Below are 17,494 nucleotides of genomic sequence, written 5' to 3' on the forward strand. Positions count from 1 at the left end.
TCAGCTAAAACCATTCTTAACCAAAATCTTAAAATCAATATACATGATTCTTTGCCAGTTGGCAACTTTCTTTTTATGGCCCTTCTTCTTGCCTGCTAAACCATTACTGAATATCAGCTGTCAGCAATTAAGCACGCCCGCTAATATCCGGACGCAAGCGCTTGGCCTCGTTCATATAGATATGCTTCATTTCTCGCTGTGTCTTGTTCGTATTGACATGCAGTAACAGACGGATACATCTAGGAAGACCGGTCTTGACCGGAATCTCAGTTGAACACATCAGCGGAACCATATCGAAGTTCTTGAGCACACGAATCGCCTTGGCTGGAAATGCGGCATCGAGATCCGGGGTAACCGTAATCCAGACACTGCAAATATCCTCTGGCAAAATTTCGTTGGCATCAACTATTCTCTCCAGCAGTTCAGCCGTAGCCGTTAAAATTTCCTGTTCCTCATTGTGAGCTACTGTCGTTGCTCCGCGGATGCCGCGATTATACATTCTGTCCTTCCCCTTTCAATTCCGCGATAACCTGCCGCACCTCTTCCAGCATCACATCGGAGACGATCTCAACCTCTCCGATCCGAACCGGAAGCACGAATACAATCTTATTCTCCGTAAACTTCTTATCATGCATCATCGCAGAAATCAGTTGTTCTTCCTTCAAATGCTGCGGCATCGCTGTCGGAAGTCCGAAGCCCTTCAGAAGCTGGATCGTCTTCTCATACAGCGAAGCGTCTCTGCCGCGATGAACGGCAATTAAAGCGGCAGCGGCCATACCGATGGAAATGGCTTCGCCGTGCAAATATTCGCCATAGCCTCCGGTTGCTTCAATCGCGTGGCCCAACGTATGGCCCAGGTTGAGAATAGCGCGAAGCCCCTGCTCCCGCTCATCGGTAGCAACGACCTTGGCCTTGATACCGCAGCCCTGGATCAGCCCGTATTCCAGGGCGTCCGCGTCCAGGGCCAGCAATTTATCGCAATTGTCCCCGCACCAGTTAGCGAATGGCTCATCCCAGATCAGACCATGCTTCACCATCTCAGACAAGCCGGCGCGAACTTCACGATCCGGCAGAGTCTGCAGAGAGTTGACATCATAGAGAACCATCTCCGGTTGATAGAACGCGCCGATCATGTTTTTGGCCAGGCGATGATTCACTGCTACCTTGCCGCCGACGCTGCTATCATGTGCCAGAATCGTCGTCGGCATCTGTACGAAGGTTACGCCGCGCATGTAAGATGCAGCGACGAAACCAGCCAAATCGCCGACAACGCCTCCTCCCAGAGCAACGACGGAGGATTTGCGGTCTAATCCGTTCTCAATCGCCGTCGTCATGACCTGCTCGAAGACAGCCAGGGATTTGGAGGGCTCTCCAGCCTCCACAATATGACATACTGTGCGATAGCCGCTGGCCTGCAAAGAGGCTTCCACCTTATGCAAATGCAGCGGAGCTACATTCTTATCCGTAACGATCAATACAGGGCTTTTCTTAGTCAATCCATGACGCTCGAAATAGGCTCCAGCTTGCTTGAGCAAATCCCCGCCAATATAGATCGGATAGGATCGATCGCCTAAATCTACTTCCAGCGTTCTCATCAGTAGGCCTCCAATTGAGCAAGGTAACCCTTGTAGTTGCGTTCAACCTCTTCGATCGAATCTCCGCCGAATTTCTCCAGGAAAGCCTTGGCGACTTCCCAGGCTACGACATGCTCCAGCACTACGCTGGCCGCCGGAACTGCGCAAGCATCCGAACGCTCCACCTGAGCCGTGAACGGCTCCTTCGTATCGATATCGATGCTCTGCAGCGGTTTGTAGAGCGTAGGGATCGGCTTCATCACCCCGCGGACGACGAGCGGCATCCCGTTGGTCATCCCGCCCTCGAAGCCACCCAGACGGTTGCTCGCCCGATAGTAGCCGCGTTCCTCGCTATACATGATTTCATCATGTACCTGCGAGCCTGGCAATGTGCCCGCTTCAAAGCCGATGCCGATCTCTACGCCCTTGAAGGCGTTGATCGACATGACGGCCTGAGCGATCCGGCCGTCCAGCTTGCGGTCATACTGCACATGGCTGCCAAGCCCGACTGGCACGCCTTCCACGATACATTCTACGATTCCGCCGATCGAATCGCCTTCCTTCTTGATCCGGTCGATGTATTCTTCCATCTTCTGCTCGGTCGCCTTATCCGCTACGCGAACCGAAGACTGCTCGGTGATCTCGATCAATTCATCCAGAGACAGCTGATGTGGCGGAGCCTCGATCTCGCCGATTCTCTTCACCTGACCGCCGATCTTGATACCGAAGTGGCTCAAGAACTGCTTGGCGATCGCCCCAACAGCTACACGGACTGCCGTCTCCCGGGCACTGGAGCGCTCCAGAACATTCCGCAGATCCTTCAAATTATATTTCAGCCCGCCGTTCAGATCGGCATGCCCAGGACGAGGACGGTGAACCCGGCGTTTCTCCTCATCTGTGCCTTCGACAGGCTCGATATTCATAATGTTGCGCCAATGTGTCCAGTCATTATTCTCGACCACGACGGCTACCGGCGCCCCAGTCGTATATCCATGGCGAACGCCTCCGACAATGCTGGCGATATCCTTCTCGATTTGCATCCGTCTGCCGCGTCCATAACCCTTCTGACGACGGGCAAGCTCGTAATTGAGCGCCTCGAAATCCAGATGCAGATTGCTAGGCAATCCCTCGATAATAGCAGTCAACTGAGGACCATGCGTCTCCCCAGCCGTTAAGTAACGTAATGTCATGCTGCGTTCCCCCTTTAAACTGTTAAACTGTAAAGAACTAAAATCCGATAATTACTCTGCTCATTATAGTATATGATCTTTCCTTTTGACAAGAAAACCGTCTACCCCCGAGCCAGCCCGATCGAATTTAAATTCTATTCTAGCATCTCAAGTAAAATGTGACTATATCACTTGTAACGAAACTGGGCAGCGCTATACGTGCAAAAAAGGAAACCAATGGTGGATTTCCACCCTAATAACGATATGGTGTTTCGTTAGGGCTCCAGATAGCCTGGATACCTGTATGATGATCCACAACAACAAAAAACGCACCCCCTTCTGGCTAGCAAAAGGATGGGTGCGCTTCTAGTGAAGTGCCAAAGATCATTATTTCGATGCTGATGGTCTGTAGACTGCGGCGGCGGAGGAATACCGATAAATGTCATCGGCACTTTCCGCCAGCAAATCATCGAGCTGCTTCCGCTCCACACCCAGCACCTGAGCGCATTCCTGCGGAGTGAGGAACCCGCGTCGATAAGCGTTGATTACCTTTCTCTTATCCATATGCTGACCTCCACACAATACCTTTATACTCCTCATTATCGGATAAGAGCATCGGGAATATACAGCCAGCGATCAAGCTTTTTTGCGATAAAAGAAAGTCTCCGCCGTCTCGAGATCATATTGCCCTGGTGAGAAGATCTGCTCCGTACTGCCCACGAACAGAATACCGCCCGGACGCAGAGCGCGGGAGAATTTATGATAGAGGCTGTTCTTCGCCTCTTCCGTGAAATAGATCATCACATTACGGCATACGATCAAGTCGAAGCCCTCTTCAAAAGAGTCGGCCAGCAAATTCTGCTTCTTGAACGTCACATGCTTCTGCAGCTTCTCGTCGAATCGGTACATCATACCGTCCTGCCTGAAATAGCGCTGGCTGACCGCAGCCGGCACATCCTTCAGCGAGCGTTCCAGGTACAAGCCTTTCGCAGCCTTGGACAGCGCTCCTTCATCAATGTCAGTAGCCAGCAAGTAAGTGCTATGTAGCAATCCTTGATCAGCGAGGATCATGGCCAGGGTATATGGCTCTTCTCCAGTAGAGCAAGCAGCGCTCCATACTCTCAGACGTGATTTGCCGGCCGCAAGACCAGGCAGCACCTTGTCGCGCAGAACCTCCCAGCGATTCGGATTACGCCAGAATTCGGATACATTGATCGTCATCTTGTCCAGAAATTCATAGAATAGACTCTTATTCTGCGTCATCGCATTGAAAAAAGCCGTAAAAGTAGGGTACCCATTCTTGTTGCGCAGCGTGGTCAGACGCCGTTTCATTTGCGCCTCTTTATACTGTGCTAAATCGATCCCCGTGCTCTTCTTAACATTCTGAATAAATCCGACATAATCGGAATCAACATGGCCAGCTAGCTCAGTTCGCGGTGCCCCTAATCCAGTATTGCTCATATCCATGGTGAAATCGACTTCTCGTATCCTAGCAGTTCTTGCGGTTCGAAGAAATTAGCAATCTCGCGCTCCGCACTCTCTACGCCATCTGAGCCATGAATCAAATTAAATGGCGTATGGGCTGCAAAATCACCGCGAATTGTACCCGGAGCTGCCTCCGCAACCTTCGTCTTGCCAATAACGAGCCGGGACAGAGCGATCACATCATCTCCCTCCCATACCATGGCGAATACAGGAGCGGACGTGATGAAATCGACCAATTCCCCGAAGAAGGGTTTGTTCTCATGCTCGGCATAATGCCGCTTGGCTTGCTCCTCAGTTACTTGCACCAGCTTACCGGAAATCAGCTTGAAACCTTTGTCTTCAAATCTGCTAATAATTCTTCCAATGAGTCCGCGTTGTACTCCGTCCGGTTTTACCATTAAAAAAGTACGTTCCAAGACAATCTCCCCCGATTTTTTTACATTGTCATATTGCTTAGAGCTAAAAATAGCGGTTTCATTACATATTTTATCAGAAAAAGGGATCTCCGTTAAGTGGTATCAATAGGTACGTCGGTTAATAAATAAAGCGATTTCCTGTAGGTGCTTTCTCGGTTTGATTTCTGGAAGTCCAGACAATGCATCCATCGCCTTGGTAATATACCGGTCAGCAAGCTGTTCCGCCCGGGCGATTCCGTCGCTAGATACGATCATCTCGATCGCACGGGAGACCTCGCCGCTGCCGTCACCGGCATGAATACCCTGGATTTCCTTCAGCAAAGGCGCCCGAAGCTTGTCTTCCTGCAGCGCATAGAGCACAGGCAGTGTAATATTGCCTTGACGCATATCGCTGCCGGGCGGCTTGCCGATCATCTTCTCCGTACCGCATAGATCGAGCAGATCATCACGGATTTGGAAAGCCATTCCGACATTGTATCCGTACTTGTACAGAAGGGAATGAATCTCTTTGGGAGCCTCTGCAGCAAGCGCTCCCAGCTGACAGCTGATGGCAATCAAGAGCGCCGTCTTGCGGCGGATTCTAAGCAGGTAATGGCGAACCGATTGTTCCGTATTGAAAAAATCACGAATCTGCTCCATTTCGCCGATCGACATCTGTACCATCGCCTTGGCGAGAATACGATGGATTTCCGGATTCTTCAGCTCCGTCGCGATCATCAGAGCTTTCGCATAAATATAGTCGCCAGTGTACATGGCGATTCGATTATCCCATTTCGCCTTCACCGTAGGCTTGCCTCTGCGCGTTGCGGCATCATCGATCACATCATCATGGACCAGTGAAGCCGAATGGATTAATTCCAGCGGTACAGCTACATGCTGTAGCTTCTCAAGGTCATATTGTCCGAATTTGCCGCCCAGCAGGACAAATACAGGGCGAAGGCGTTTGCCGCCTGCCTTCAGCAGATGGAGACTCGTCTCGCTCAGCAGCTCATCGTCGCCCTCGATGCTGGTATAGAGCTGTCGTTCAATAAAATCCATATCTTTTTTCAGCGCGCCGAAAATGTCTATTAGCTTCATTCTTTCACCCGTGTCAGCATATTGTCATTCCATACATTGATCTTAACCCGATTCTTCAGCAGCCCCATTTCATAAGCATAAGCGAAATATAAGGCTAGACCGTTCTGTACTTGATCATTAAAATCATAGCATAAATTATTGAAATAATGGTGCCAGTATTGCCGCGTTCCTCCGATTTCCCGGCAGGCCGCTTCAACGAGCGGCGAGAGATCGCCCAGACTGCGGCGTTTGCTGTCCTGAAAAGCTTCGCTAATCTCGGCCAGCAGCCGCGGATGCTGATCCGCAAACGATCGCTGAACCGCCCATACCGCAAAGGTCATCCCATAGCCGGTCCATCGTTTCCAGACTTCCCCTAAATCCGTGACGATAAACTCCCGGTTATGCCAGGAAGCCGAAATCGCGTTATCTCCGATAAGTAAGGCAGCATCGCTGGTCGCCATCATAAGATCCAGATCAGGCTCGCTGTCCCAATAAGTTGGTCTTCCCCCATAAGCCTTCTCCATAATAATCTTCAGCAGGTTTACGGAAGTAGCTGAAGTATTCGTCAACGCAATGACTCCGTTCTTAATCTGTTCCGGAGGCTTGCGCGAGAAGAGCAGGATAGAATTGACCGGCCCGTCAGAGCTGACCGATAAGTCGGGCAGCAATAGGAACTTCTCCGCCCCATAGCCAAAGGCAAAAGAAGAGACGGGTGAAATATCCAGCGATCCCTCAAGCATCCTACGATTTAAGATCGACGGCACCTCCGTGATGAGGCGCGCCTTCTGCGACAGATCTGCTGGCTTGAAATGATGGAACATCGGCCAAGAGTTCGTGTATTTAATTTTGCCGATGAGGATGTCATCATTCTCCCGCTTGTTCATTGTGATCCCCCCATCTCGTAAATAGAGCATGTTCTATTCTTAAATTGTCCAGAACCTTGCCCACCAGAAACGCGACCAAATCATCAATGCTGGTTGGGCCAAAATAAAACGCCGGCATGGCAGGGATCATACGCACTCCCAGTCGTGCCAGCTTCAGCATATTCTCCAAATGGATGGCATGGAGCGGCGTCTCTCGCGGAACGAGCACGAGCGGACGCGCCTCCTTCATCATAACATCAGCTGCCCGGGCCAGCAGATTGTCGGAAGCTCCATTCGCGATCGCTGACAAGGTCCCCATCGAGCAAGGCATGATGATCATCCCTTCGACGAGATACGATCCGCTGGCAATGGAAGCGCCGATATCGTTAATCGGATGGTAAATGCATGCTCCGGTATAGCCGCCAAATTGCTCTTCTATAAGCCGTGCACGGTCCGCTACATTCCAGCCAAGCTCTTCCTTGATCACTCGCCAGCCGGCATTCGAGATGACCAGATGCACATCATAGCCGATTTCCAGCAAGGTCCGGACTAGCTTCACCCCATAGATCGAACCGCTGGCCCCAGTGATGCCGACGACCATCGCCTTCTGTCTGTTATAGCCTGTCACTAGTTGCGCACCACCAGATCGATCAAAGTGAAAGTGAAGACTACGATGCTGAGTACACCATTCATGTTGAAGAACGCAGTCTGCAAGCGGCTGAGATCTGTAGGCGATACGATGTGATGCTCATAGAAAAGAATCAAGTAAGCGATAATCATGCCAGCGGCGTACCACCAGCCCAGGTTAGTCATGAACAAGAGCAGAATGAAACCGATGGCGGTAACGATATGGAACCCCTTGGCGATCCTCAGCGCCCCCGCTACACCGAATCTGACCGGAATGGAATGTAACCCTTCCTTGGCATCGAACTCCACATCCTGACAAGCATAAATAATATCAAAGCCGGCAATCCAGAAGGAGATCGTCAGGTAGAGCACCATCGCGGAAGCATCGACCTTGCCTGTCACTGCCGCCCATCCGCCAAGTGGAGCCAGCGCGACCGTAAGCCCAAGCACAACATGGCAGAGCCAGGTGAAGCGCTTCGTATAGGAATAGAGCACCAGCATCACGACAGCGATCGGTAGCAATTTGAAAGCCAATGGGTCCAGCTCCGCTGCCGCCCAGAATAATAGTGCAAAGGAGAAAATAATGAATAATATCACTTCGCCGATTTTGAGTAGACCGGCAGGGATCGCCCGCCCTTTAGTGCGCGGGTTCCTCGCGTCGCTGACCCTGTCGATCAGGCGATTCAGCCCCATCGCCGCGCTGCGCGCACCGAACATGGCCATGAACACCCAACCGATCTGCGCCCAGGAAGGAAGCGTATGATGGATAGCTACCGAGCCGAGCAGCGCCCCCATAAAAGCGAAGGGCAGAGCAAAGATGGTATGCTCAAATTTAATCATTTGCAGAAATGTGACCGTTTTTTTTAGCATTAGGATGACTCCTTGATTCCAATATGTAGAGCGGCAATTCCGCCGGTTAGTGGATAGGCCTCAACCTGCCCAAGTCCCGCCTTGCGGAAGGCTTCCTTCAGTTCCTCGCGACCGAGGAACATCGTGAGAGAATCCGGTAACCACTTATATTGTTCGTAGCTCTTGGCGATCATTTTGCCGAGCAGCGGCATGATCTTCTGGAAATAGAAATAATAGATGCCCTTGAACGGCTGCCAGGTCGGCTTGGACAATTCCAGGCATACGACCATCCCGCCAGGCTTCACGACACGCCGCATTTCACGCAGCACCTGATGTAAGTCCGGCACATTCCGAAGCCCGAAGCCGATCGTTGCATAATCGAAGCTGTTATCCTCGAACGGCAGCTCCATCGCATTACCTTGCACGAGTGAAATTCGCTCGTCAAGGCCGTGCTCGCTCACCTTCCTGCGCCCGAACTCCAGCATATTCTCGCTGAAGTCGAGTCCGGTGATCTGTCCCCCGCTCGCCTCAGCCATGCTGATCGTCCAGTCACAAGTACCACAGCATAGATCGATAGCCGTATCACCTGGCTGCATATTCATCTTCTTCATCGTGAATCTGCGCCATGCCTTATGACGCCGGAAGCTCATAAGATCATTCATCATATCATATTTAGGAGCGATCCTCTCGAATACGGAATGGACATACTGCTCCTTTGGTTTTGAAGATACATTGCTCATAATCTTGTCATCACCTCAGCCTTCCTGCGCCGGCCGGCGCTGTATCGACAATACGGCCTGGAATGGCTCCAGCATGGCTGTAACCTCGGCGCGCAGCTTGTCTCCCCTGCACTCCTGGCTCAGCATTTGCACCCGTTCTACGGATTGCTGAAGTATCCCAGTCAATTGTTCCTTCACTTTGTATTTAACGAGCATGGAGCCCCATTCCCGTTCTCCGACCGGATGGCGCCGCAACAGCTCCTTATCCTCAGATGTTCCAGTCTCCAGAATATGTAAATAAGCATAACCCCGATGCTGATCCGGAATGCTTAAGCTGTGCTTCATTTCATCCAGTACCACTTCACAGCGGCTTAGCTCCGTAAGCAGTAATCTCCAGATATTCTGCTTGGACTTGTCCATCAAACCTGAGAAAGCCAGGAACAGGCTCATCTTAACCTGAGTGCTCTCCTTCAGATAATCCTCAGCCGATAGCAGCACTTGCTTCAACTTGGTATAGAGCTTGACCTTAAGCGTGTTCACCTCGCAGATCGCCGAGCTCATCGCCGATACCATATCGATCTCTCCAGCGCCAGCCAACAGCGCATAGAATACACTGCTGAAATAATCGCCGGCAAGCACCTTCAGTTGTCTGGAGCGCATCTTGCTCTCCTTCTGTTCCCCCCGGCCAAGATCAATCAGATCATGCGTATCCATTCCCGATTGCACAAGAAAAGCCGCCAACGCACAGTTCTCGGCTGATTTCTGCGAGCTGCCTTCCCTGTCTGTCAGAAATGTATAAAGCAAATGAACACGGGGTACCGGGAAATCCGGAAGCTCCGTGTGAGTTGAAATCATATCATATTCAACATACTTTCTTGCCAGTTCTGTTATGCGATCAAATCTCATCGTCTGCCTCCGAGCAACCTATTACTGACATGCCAAAAATTTAAAAATAGCAATGCCACAATCTTGTATATTATATCATATGTTATTTCCCAGCGCACGAAAGACCTGCTTCAATTTCCAGACTGCCGCCATAAATTCGTCCTGGTGATATGGAACCAGCTCAGCAAATCATCTGGCAGCTCCTCATCCCCGGTATTTCTCAGCAGCTCTAGTGCCCTCTGCGGCCACTCATCCCGATGGACATCTGCAGCCAGCAGCAAATACCTCGTACCCAGCCAGCGGTCTTCAGCGATGATACGCAGCAGCAGCTGATCAACATTCGTCGTGCGCTCGAACGCGAAGGAGATCAGCTCCGCCATGGCCGAGTATATCTGACTTTTATCGAATTGATCCTCGGCGATCTTCAAATCGACCGACAGAATTTCTTCGCCCAGATCCACCTTGGAGAGCGGCACCGGAAGCTGCAAGGCAACCAAGCCGTCAACCAGGTTTTCGTCACTTAGTAGCTCCGGCTGACCTTCTGCAAAGACCGTATACGCTGCCGTCTCCTTCAGCAGATGACTGTCCAGTCTGGATATTACGACCAGAAGCAGGACACTGCAAATCGATATACCTACCACTTGAAGCAACCATTTCCGTCTCATGAAGCCGCCCCTTCTTTTGTATTCACAGTCCTATTCCCATTGTACAAAAGAAAAAAGCAGGCTATGCCTGCAATCGCAAAAATCACTCATCCGTGTCAATAATACCATGCTTGGTGTACACAACCGCCTTGCCTCTCACCTTCACGGCAGAGGTGTGACTGGTGAACTGCGCGATAAGCACTTCACCTTTGTCCAGCTTCTCGGTATGGTGAAACCGCGTATCTTTACCACGGGTTAAGCCGATGACCGTCACGCCCTGGTCTTTGGCCTTCACAACGAAATAATCCCCGCCGCTCGTATTTGACCAGTCGTCATTATCCTTTTCTTGATGCCGCTGCTCCATGATCAACCGCTCCTTTTCGATACTACCATCTTACTTAAAAGAAAAGGCCGTGAACAAACGCCCACGGTCCTTCGCAAAAGAAGATATGTAGAAATCTTATTTAATTCCGTCTTTGAGCGCTTTACCCGGTTTGAAAGCGGGAATTTTGCTCGCAGGGATTTCGATTTCCTCTCCGGTTTGCGGGTTGCGTCCTTTGCGTGCGGAACGCTCGCGAACTTCAAAGTTGCCGAAGCCAACCAGTTGTACCTTGTCTCCACTTTGAAGCGCTTCAGAAATGGCTTCGAATACAGCGTCAACCGCTTTGGTTGCATCCTTCTTGGACAATTCTGTGCTCTCAGCTACCTTAGATACCAAATCCGATTTATTCATTACGATTCACCTCCCTAATCTAGAAAAATACTTCGCTCTGATATTCTGTGTTTCCGTTTTGCCGCAGAATATACGTTAAACCGCGTTATTACCATGTTTATTCCTGATAAAAGTTAAATTCAACACCCTTTTCAGTGACGCGGAACAAATTTATAGTAATACAGGAAATCAATATTTTCAAGCTCTTTAAATGCAAGTAACTGATTTATAGACAAAAAAGCAACCGCATGCAGCGCCTACGCAGCATACGGTTACTAGAGGAGGAAACCGGATATTCATTTGGAATCATAGTAGATGCGGTTCAAAACTGCACGGATGATCACAAAATCAGGCTACGAAATTACAAGATTATAGCGATCAAGCCACCGGAGCCTTCGTTAATAATGCGGCCGAGGGTTTCCTGTAATTTATAGCGGGCATTATCCGGCATCATAGCAATTTTGCCTTGAATTCCTTCTCTTACGATGGAGTGCAGGGAGCGTCCGAAGATATCGGAATCCCAAATCTTGATCGGATCGTTCTCGAAATCCTGCATCAAATAGCGGACTAGCTCCTCACTCTGCTTCTCTGTGCCGATAATCGGCGCAAATTCGGATTCCACATCGACCCGGATCATATGGATCGATGGTGCTGTCGCCTTCAAGCGTACGCCGAATCTGGACCCTTGGCGGATCAGCTCCGGCTCGTCGAGAGCCATTTCGGCAAGTGAAGGAGCGGCGATGCCATAGCCCGTCGTCTTGACCATTTCCAGCGCTTCCGCAAATCGGTCATACTCCCGCTTCGCATGGGTAAATTCCTGCATCAGCTGGAGCAGATGGTCTTTGCCGCGGATTTCAACACCGACGACCTCCATCAGGATATGATCATACAAGTCATCCGGCGCGTAGAGGTCGATCTCGGCGACGCCCTGCCCCATATTCAGGCCGCTAAGTCCGGCCCGGTCGATGAAGTCATATTCCATGAAATTATTAACGACGCGGTCCACATCGCGCAGACGCCGGATGTCTTTTACAGTATCCCGCACAGAATTCTCGTAATTGCTGCGCAGCCAGTGATTCTCATTCAACACCATAACCCAGCTTGGCAGATTAACGTTCACTTCATGAACCGGGAACTCATACAGGACTTCCCGCAGTACACCTGTTACATCTTCTTCCGTCATCGTGGCCGCACTGAGCGTAATGACTGGAATATCATATTTGGCGGCGAGCTCTCCGCGAAGCTCCTGAGCCTCCTCACCGTTCGGCCGCGTTGAGTTGATGACCAGGACGAACGGCTTGCCGACCTCCTTCAGTTCCGCTATTACCCTTTCCTCCGAGTCCACATAGGAATAACGCGGAATGTCAGCGATCGTCCCGTCGGTCGTCACGACAACGCCCAAAGTGGAATGCTCCTGAATCACTTTGCGCGTCCCTATCTCGGCCGCTTCCTGGAACGGAATCGGCTCTTCGAACCAAGGCGTCGAGATCATGCGCGGACCATTCTCATCCTCATAGCCTTTCGCGCCTTCTACTGCATAGCCGACGCAGTCTACCAATCTTACATTCACTTCGAGACCTTCAGAGACCTTGATCTGCACCGCATTGTTAGGCACAAATTTAGGCTCTGTCGTCATGATCGTCTTCCCGGCCGCACTCTGCGGAAGCTCATCCACAGCGCGGACCCGATCCGCCTCGTTCGTAATGTTCGGAAGCACGACAGTTTCCATGAAGCGCTTGATAAACGTGGACTTGCCTGTGCGGACAGCCCCGACAACACCAAGGTAAATGTCTCCTCCAGTTCGTTCGGCAATGTCCTTATAAATGTCTACTTTCTCCAATACCAATGATATCCCCTCCTCAAATTTTGCCGAAGGAAAAATGCCTTGAGAGCATCCGCTTCGCCATTCTCAATCCTTAACGCCTGCTGCTATAATAGGAGCGGCAGCTCCTCTTGCCCGTGCCCGCCGCCGCAAACCGCTGTGGAGTGAGTCTGAACGAGAGCGGCGTTAACTCGTACATGCATTTGGACTAGTATCATCATATGTACCAGACGCGGATTTATGACGGAAATATCAAGAGAAACCGTTTTTCATTTGAAACGCCGTAGGACGCCAGAAACGGGCATAATCCCGCCACACTGAATCCATATGATTATATGAGGTTAGTTATGACGAATAAAAAAAGAAGACTGCCAGAAAATATTCCGGTAATCTTCTCTACATCTCTATTCCATAACTGCTATAGGTGTATCATCCTGCCATAGATAGGGCAGAGATTTGACAGGAGCGTAATAGGAATGCTCCGTTAAATAAGTTCTCAGATCCTCATCTGCGCCTGGATTAATCTGCTGATGATCGATTACTTGCATAATATCAAATGCATAATCGAGATAGACTGTACCCGCCCTATTAACGAGAAAGGGCAGCTCCTGTCCTGAATAGACGCTGCTGACCTTATAATTTTGCGCTCCGGCCCGTTTCAAATCTACCGTGAACAAGCCTGGATAAGCCTCCCGCTCCTCTTGAAGCGGCAGAGCTTCGTCATGCTTGCTGCGATAGTTGTTAACCAGGCGCTGCACATCATTCACCTTCTGCACGGTTAACAAATCCATCACCTTGACCGTAGGCTGCACCTCTTCATTCAGCACAAGAAAATAAACGCTACCTCCTTGCTCGAACGCCGCGCTAGGGATTTCATCCAGGTAACCCTTACTATGCAGCTGATCCAGATCGATCCGGAATTTCTCATATCTCGGCGTCTCCGGCCCGGCGGTAATGATCGGCAGGATACCGGTGTCCGCCTGAAATTGATCCAGGGCCCGCTGGACGCGATCCACGCTTTCCTTATATGATCTCTTATTCCCTTCCCCACGCTCACCAGGGTACATACATCCCGTCAGCCCGATAAGCAGTGCAGCAAGCAGGATCAGGGCCAGGAAAGGCCTATATAATCGATTTATCGTTCTCTGATTCAATCCGATCAAGCTCCTCTCCCTCTTAGTCCAACTCCTGCTGCTCAAGCTGCTTGCGGATCGCCGCCTTGAGCGGATCCTCCGGCAGCTCTACCTTTGCGTCGCCGCGGATGATCGCCTGACAGGCTAGGCGATACCCTTGCTCCAGCAATGATCCGAGCTTACGCCGCTCAGCCTCATTCGGAGGCATCAGAGCCTGCGAATATTCCGGATCGACCTTGACTTTGCACATCAGGCAAGCGGCCTTGCCGCCACAGCGCGTCGTAATATGCACTCTAGCCTCCCGGGCAGCGCGCAGCACGCTGGTCCCCGGGCGCACCTTCACCGTCTTATGCGACGGATTGAACTCAATCTGCGTCTGTCCTTTCACCGCTTTTGCCTCCTAATTCATTTACTCGCGCCATGACCATGACAGCAGCGGCTGCTCCAATAGCTCGGCCATCCTGGCGATTAGCTCCCGGCTCCAATGATTACGCTCCAACAGGATCGCCAGCAGCGGCAGATGCTCCTGCGGCTGTTTCCGGATCTTGTCCGCAATATGAATATAGCGGTCTGGGCGCCCTCTGAGCACATTGAACACGAATTCATGGGCGAGCGGCATCAAGCTGAGCGGATGCCCCTGCAGCTCAACTTGCGGCGCAAATGGGGCCAGTACGTCGGCAATCTCTGTCCGGTACGTCGCCCCCTCCGCTTTCACCTCGAAGCCACCGACCAACTCTATGGAAATTCGGTCCATTGAATAGTGGCTCAGCAAAGAGACATAGCGCTCCGTCTGATCGAAGCGGGGTTCATCGACCGCGATATCCTGTAATAGCGCATGGACCCGCCCCGCATCATCCACATCGGTGTACACATCGATGTCCCGAGGTGAAGCCGAAAGGGCTACTTCCTGCAGCATGAGGCTGCAGCTCCCCCCGAGCAGCCAGATTCCTTCCACACTGCTTAATCGGGCCTCCAGCTCTGTCAACGCAGGGACCATCCCGGGATACTTAATGATGTCTGACTCGATCCCATCTGTCATGTTATTCCCTCTTTTCCTTATCCATCCCGAATCGGCGGTTATGTAATCGATACAAGTCCTGTCAGAAAGCCCGCCAGCATAATTACAAAAGCGATCAATGAAAGAATTCCTCTGAGCAGTCCCTTCGTCTTGGTTCTTGCCAACGTAATCAGGAATACGGACAAGCCCATGACGAGAATCGCAGCGATCGACAGCCACATCTTGGTCATTGCATCCAGAACCATTGTTCATACACTCCTATTAAGAGGTTGTTCAAAAAGGGACTAAAACCCGAACTTTTGAACACGCGCTATAAATTTCCACCGATTGATATGATGAATATTATAGCATTTCGACCGGAAACAGGCTATGCCATCATTACAAAATATAACAACAAAAAAGCCCTACAGAAATTTATATCAGCTGAACTGATGTTCAACATCTATAACTCTCCTGCAGGACTATTCCTAACTAATTCAGTTAGCCAAGTTACTTCTTTATCATCATCTTCATCAATGCTTGCATATTGCTCGTATTCATACCGCTCTTCTTCACTGCACTGACAATTTCATTGATCGTGCTCTCCGTAACAGGCACTTTGGCTGCTGCCGATACTTGCTTGATCAGCTTACGCAGTTCAGCTTCATTCTGCATTGTCGATGGTTTGACATTGCTGGCCAGCTTCTTGACTGTGCCTTCTGTTATATTTTTACCCGTTTTTTTATTAATGGCACCCAGAGCATCCTTGGAAAAATTGTTCATTCGTTCGCCTCCTCCGTTGTCCTCCTTCCCATAATATGAGAACAAGACGAAAAAGGTGAGTAGACTCCAAGATCAGATCTGTGTCAGCGAGCATTGGAGCTATTGTTTTATTTATGCCAGGTCTCCCAGGTTTCGATGGACATAAGCTCCATCTCCGTCTTCTTATCGCGACCCATCAGCGCCTCCACTGCGGTTCTCGGGTCCAGATCCTCGAACAGTACCTGATAGAGCTGCTGAGTAATCGGCATCTGTACGTTAAGCTTCCTAGAGATCGTATGGGCCACCTTGGTCGTACGAATTCCTTCCACCACCATACCCATCGAGCTTAGCACCGTATCGAGCTTCTTGCCTTCGCCGAGCATGTACCCCGCCCGCCAGTTCCGGCTATGACGGCTCGTCGCTGTAACGACCAGGTCGCCAACCCCGGCCAGACCGGCAAAAGTAAGCGGATTAGCGCCCATCTCAGCGCCGATGCGGGTAATTTCAGCAAGTCCGCGTGTGAGCAGAGCAGCCTTGGCGTTATCGCCAAAGCCAAGACCATCCGACATCCCTGCACCGAGCGCAATGATATTCTTCAGCGCCCCAGCAACTTCAACCCCGACCATATCGCGGTTCGTGTAGACGCGGAAATAAGGGTTCATGAACAGATCCTGGGCGCGAATTGCCTGGGATTCGTCCAGTGCCGCAACGACTACTGTCGTCGGACAGCGCTTCACGACTTCCTCCGCATGGCTCGGGCCGGACAATACGACAATCCGTCCCTCATCACACCCAAGCTCCTCGGAAATTACCGTCGAGATGCGCTTAAGCGATTCGATCTCAAAGCCCTTGGTGGCGTGAACCACCAGCATATCCTCTGTCCAATATGGACGCAACTGCCGGGCAACCTCGCGAACAGCGGCCGAAGGGGCGACGATGACGACAGCCTCTGCCCCATTCATCGCCTCTTGCATATCTGTAGTGGCCGTCAAATTAGGGGATAGAGTAACCCCTGGCAAAAAACGATCATTATGATGGAGTTGATTGATCTCATCCCTTTGCGACTCATTTCGAGTCCAAATGACAACATCCATCTCCTTGTCAGCCAGCACACTCGCGAGCGCGGTTCCCCAACTACCTGCTACCAGCACAGCTACCTTCCTAGCCAACACGTTTCCCTCCCTTAGAACCTAGCTTATTCTCCTTGCCCTGCACCAGCTTGACGATATTCGTCCGATGTCTCCACACAGCAAAGAGGCAGATCAACAGGCTGACCCAGAAATAAGGGCCAATCCCCTCGCTAATCACGAGAAAAACAGGAGTTAACAGCACGAAGATTAAAGATCCCAGCGATACATATCTCGTGAATACGATAGATAGAATAGCGATAATCCCGGCATACAGTGCTGGCAGGAAGAATAGGGAAGCCATCACACCGATCGTTGAGGCGATCCCTTTGCCCCCGCGAAAGCGGAAGTAGACCGGCCAATTATGTCCAATAATGACGGCTATCCCGCAAAGGGCCGGCACCCAGACCGAGCCGTCTCCGAGCCAGCGGCCGATCCAGACCGCAGCGATCCCCTTCAGCACGTCGAGCGTCAACACAAGAATGGCCGGACCTGTGCCGAGCACCCTGAGCGTATTCGTCGCGCCGGCATTCCCGCTGCCATGCTGACGTATATCAATTCCCTTGAGCGCCTTGGCAATCACAACACTGAAGCTAACCGAGCCTAGTAAATAAGAAGCAAGAACTGCAATGACGGATAAAATCAACTTGTCGT

Annotated in this window: 23 protein-coding genes; all 23 read right to left on the reverse strand. The window is 51.0% G+C overall.

All coding sequences use genetic code 11. The features are described 5' to 3' along the window. Positions 1 to 127: 127 nt before the first annotated feature. Complete coding sequence (gene aroH / locus BFJ94_RS08545) at positions 128 to 499, reverse strand: chorismate mutase (RefSeq protein WP_120462281.1); 372 nt, start codon at positions 497 to 499, stop codon at positions 128 to 130. After that, positions 492 to 1,595 (reverse strand): 3-dehydroquinate synthase, encoded by a 1,104-nt coding sequence (gene aroB, locus BFJ94_RS08550; RefSeq protein WP_120462282.1) that lies wholly within the window; start codon positions 1,593 to 1,595, stop codon positions 492 to 494. Before aroB ends, aroH begins: the two co-directional genes overlap by 8 nt. Beyond that, the gene (gene aroC, locus BFJ94_RS08555; protein WP_120462283.1) at positions 1,595 to 2,764 is read right to left on the reverse strand and encodes a chorismate synthase; all 1,170 of its coding nucleotides are present in this window, start codon (positions 2,762 to 2,764) and stop codon (positions 1,595 to 1,597) included. The genes aroB and aroC overlap by 1 nt, the downstream gene beginning before the upstream one ends. Before the next feature lie 366 nt (positions 2,765 to 3,130). Beyond that, entirely contained in the window at positions 3,131 to 3,307 is a 177-nt protein-coding gene (locus BFJ94_RS25345) for a hypothetical protein (protein ID WP_162944075.1), read from the reverse strand. A gap of 72 nt (positions 3,308 to 3,379) precedes the next feature. Then, positions 3,380 to 4,210, reverse strand: coding sequence for a CheR family methyltransferase (locus BFJ94_RS08560; protein WP_240431901.1), 831 nt, complete (start codon positions 4,208 to 4,210; stop codon positions 3,380 to 3,382). Continuing rightward, on the reverse strand, positions 4,201 to 4,644 hold the full coding sequence (ndk, locus tag BFJ94_RS08565; protein ID WP_120462284.1) for a nucleoside-diphosphate kinase: 444 nt from the start codon (positions 4,642 to 4,644) through the stop codon (positions 4,201 to 4,203). The genes BFJ94_RS08560 and ndk overlap by 10 nt, the downstream gene beginning before the upstream one ends. Before the next feature lie 102 nt (positions 4,645 to 4,746). Further along, the gene (locus tag BFJ94_RS08570) at positions 4,747 to 5,721 is read right to left on the reverse strand and encodes a polyprenyl synthetase family protein (RefSeq protein ID WP_120462285.1); all 975 of its coding nucleotides are present in this window, start codon (positions 5,719 to 5,721) and stop codon (positions 4,747 to 4,749) included. Then, on the reverse strand, positions 5,718 to 6,584 hold the full coding sequence (locus BFJ94_RS08575; protein ID WP_120462286.1) for a menaquinone biosynthesis protein: 867 nt from the start codon (positions 6,582 to 6,584) through the stop codon (positions 5,718 to 5,720). Before BFJ94_RS08575 ends, BFJ94_RS08570 begins: the two co-directional genes overlap by 4 nt. Next, entirely contained in the window at positions 6,565 to 7,191 is a 627-nt protein-coding gene (locus BFJ94_RS08580) for a UbiX family flavin prenyltransferase (protein ID WP_498043778.1), read from the reverse strand. The genes BFJ94_RS08575 and BFJ94_RS08580 overlap by 20 nt, the downstream gene beginning before the upstream one ends. Further along, positions 7,191 to 8,060, reverse strand: a complete 870-nt coding sequence (locus BFJ94_RS08585; RefSeq protein ID WP_120462287.1) for a UbiA-like polyprenyltransferase — start codon at positions 8,058 to 8,060, stop codon at positions 7,191 to 7,193. The genes BFJ94_RS08580 and BFJ94_RS08585 overlap by 1 nt, the downstream gene beginning before the upstream one ends. Further along, entirely contained in the window at positions 8,060 to 8,779 is a 720-nt protein-coding gene (locus tag BFJ94_RS08590; protein WP_120462288.1) for a demethylmenaquinone methyltransferase, read from the reverse strand. Before BFJ94_RS08590 ends, BFJ94_RS08585 begins: the two co-directional genes overlap by 1 nt. 15 nt (positions 8,780 to 8,794) lie before the next feature. Beyond that, positions 8,795 to 9,664, reverse strand: coding sequence for a heptaprenyl diphosphate synthase component 1 (locus tag BFJ94_RS08595; protein ID WP_120462289.1), 870 nt, complete (start codon positions 9,662 to 9,664; stop codon positions 8,795 to 8,797). 110 nt (positions 9,665 to 9,774) lie between these two features. Then, entirely contained in the window at positions 9,775 to 10,308 is a 534-nt protein-coding gene (locus BFJ94_RS08600) for a hypothetical protein (RefSeq protein ID WP_120462290.1), read from the reverse strand. Between the two features lie 82 nt (positions 10,309 to 10,390). Next, positions 10,391 to 10,651: a trp RNA-binding attenuation protein MtrB gene (mtrB, locus tag BFJ94_RS08605; protein WP_120462291.1), complete on the reverse strand. Its 261-nt coding sequence runs from the start codon at positions 10,649 to 10,651 to the stop codon at positions 10,391 to 10,393. 96 nt (positions 10,652 to 10,747) lie between these two features. Then, complete coding sequence (gene hbs, locus BFJ94_RS08610; RefSeq protein ID WP_068781750.1) at positions 10,748 to 11,020, reverse strand: non-specific DNA-binding protein Hbs; 273 nt, start codon at positions 11,018 to 11,020, stop codon at positions 10,748 to 10,750. A 340-nt stretch (positions 11,021 to 11,360) separates the two neighbouring features. Next, on the reverse strand, positions 11,361 to 12,839 hold the full coding sequence (gene spoIVA / locus BFJ94_RS08615; protein ID WP_120465159.1) for a stage IV sporulation protein A: 1,479 nt from the start codon (positions 12,837 to 12,839) through the stop codon (positions 11,361 to 11,363). Positions 12,840 to 13,225: 386 nt separating this feature from the next. Next, a complete protein-coding gene (locus tag BFJ94_RS08620) occupies positions 13,226 to 13,975 on the reverse strand; it encodes a YphF family lipoprotein (RefSeq protein WP_229717069.1) in 750 nt (249 codons plus the stop codon). 22 nt (positions 13,976 to 13,997) lie between these two features. Then, on the reverse strand, positions 13,998 to 14,342 hold the full coding sequence (locus BFJ94_RS08625) for a 2Fe-2S iron-sulfur cluster-binding protein (protein WP_120462292.1): 345 nt from the start codon (positions 14,340 to 14,342) through the stop codon (positions 13,998 to 14,000). 21 nt (positions 14,343 to 14,363) lie between these two features. Beyond that, positions 14,364 to 14,993, reverse strand: a complete 630-nt coding sequence (locus tag BFJ94_RS08630) for a nucleotidyltransferase family protein (protein ID WP_229717070.1) — start codon at positions 14,991 to 14,993, stop codon at positions 14,364 to 14,366. A 38-nt stretch (positions 14,994 to 15,031) separates the two neighbouring features. Next, complete coding sequence (locus BFJ94_RS08635) at positions 15,032 to 15,211, reverse strand: DUF2768 family protein (RefSeq protein ID WP_120465162.1); 180 nt, start codon at positions 15,209 to 15,211, stop codon at positions 15,032 to 15,034. Between the two features lie 250 nt (positions 15,212 to 15,461). Beyond that, complete coding sequence (locus tag BFJ94_RS08640) at positions 15,462 to 15,734, reverse strand: stage VI sporulation protein F (RefSeq protein WP_120462293.1); 273 nt, start codon at positions 15,732 to 15,734, stop codon at positions 15,462 to 15,464. Positions 15,735 to 15,841: 107 nt separating this feature from the next. Continuing rightward, complete coding sequence (locus BFJ94_RS08645) at positions 15,842 to 16,882, reverse strand: NAD(P)H-dependent glycerol-3-phosphate dehydrogenase (RefSeq protein ID WP_120462294.1); 1,041 nt, start codon at positions 16,880 to 16,882, stop codon at positions 15,842 to 15,844. Beyond that, the gene (gene plsY / locus BFJ94_RS08650) at positions 16,875 to 17,486 is read right to left on the reverse strand and encodes a glycerol-3-phosphate 1-O-acyltransferase PlsY (protein ID WP_120462295.1); all 612 of its coding nucleotides are present in this window, start codon (positions 17,484 to 17,486) and stop codon (positions 16,875 to 16,877) included. The genes BFJ94_RS08645 and plsY overlap by 8 nt, the downstream gene beginning before the upstream one ends. Between the last annotated feature and the right edge of the window lie 8 nt (positions 17,487 to 17,494).

The organism is Paenibacillus aceti (genome assembly GCF_003614185.1).
GTDB lineage: Bacteria > Bacillota > Bacilli > Paenibacillales > Paenibacillaceae > Fontibacillus > Fontibacillus aceti.

Coding starts and splice junctions, on each gene's coding strand:
- aroH (WP_120462281.1), bottom strand. CDS start 499: ATGTATAATCGCGGCATCCGCGGAGCAACGACAGTAGCTCACAATGAG.
- aroB (WP_120462282.1), bottom strand. CDS start 1,595: ATGAGAACGCTGGAAGTAGATTTAGGCGATCGATCCTATCCGATCTAT.
- aroC (WP_120462283.1), bottom strand. CDS start 2,764: ATGACATTACGTTACTTAACGGCTGGGGAGACGCATGGTCCTCAGTTG.
- BFJ94_RS25345 (WP_162944075.1), bottom strand. CDS start 3,307: ATGGATAAGAGAAAGGTAATCAACGCTTATCGACGCGGGTTCCTCACT.
- BFJ94_RS08560 (WP_240431901.1), bottom strand. CDS start 4,210: ATGGATATGAGCAATACTGGATTAGGGGCACCGCGAACTGAGCTAGCT.
- BFJ94_RS08570 (WP_120462285.1), bottom strand. CDS start 5,721: ATGAAGCTAATAGACATTTTCGGCGCGCTGAAAAAAGATATGGATTTT.
- BFJ94_RS08575 (WP_120462286.1), bottom strand. CDS start 6,584: ATGAACAAGCGGGAGAATGATGACATCCTCATCGGCAAAATTAAATAC.
- BFJ94_RS08585 (WP_120462287.1), bottom strand. CDS start 8,060: ATGCTAAAAAAAACGGTCACATTTCTGCAAATGATTAAATTTGAGCAT.
- BFJ94_RS08590 (WP_120462288.1), bottom strand. CDS start 8,779: ATGAGCAATGTATCTTCAAAACCAAAGGAGCAGTATGTCCATTCCGTA.
- BFJ94_RS08595 (WP_120462289.1), bottom strand. CDS start 9,664: ATGAGATTTGATCGCATAACAGAACTGGCAAGAAAGTATGTTGAATAT.
- BFJ94_RS08600 (WP_120462290.1), bottom strand. CDS start 10,308: ATGAGACGGAAATGGTTGCTTCAAGTGGTAGGTATATCGATTTGCAGT.
- mtrB (WP_120462291.1), bottom strand. CDS start 10,651: ATGGAGCAGCGGCATCAAGAAAAGGATAATGACGACTGGTCAAATACG.
- hbs (WP_068781750.1), bottom strand. CDS start 11,020: ATGAATAAATCGGATTTGGTATCTAAGGTAGCTGAGAGCACAGAATTG.
- BFJ94_RS08630 (WP_229717070.1), bottom strand. CDS start 14,993: ATGACAGATGGGATCGAGTCAGACATCATTAAGTATCCCGGGATGGTC.
- BFJ94_RS08640 (WP_120462293.1), bottom strand. CDS start 15,734: ATGAACAATTTTTCCAAGGATGCTCTGGGTGCCATTAATAAAAAAACG.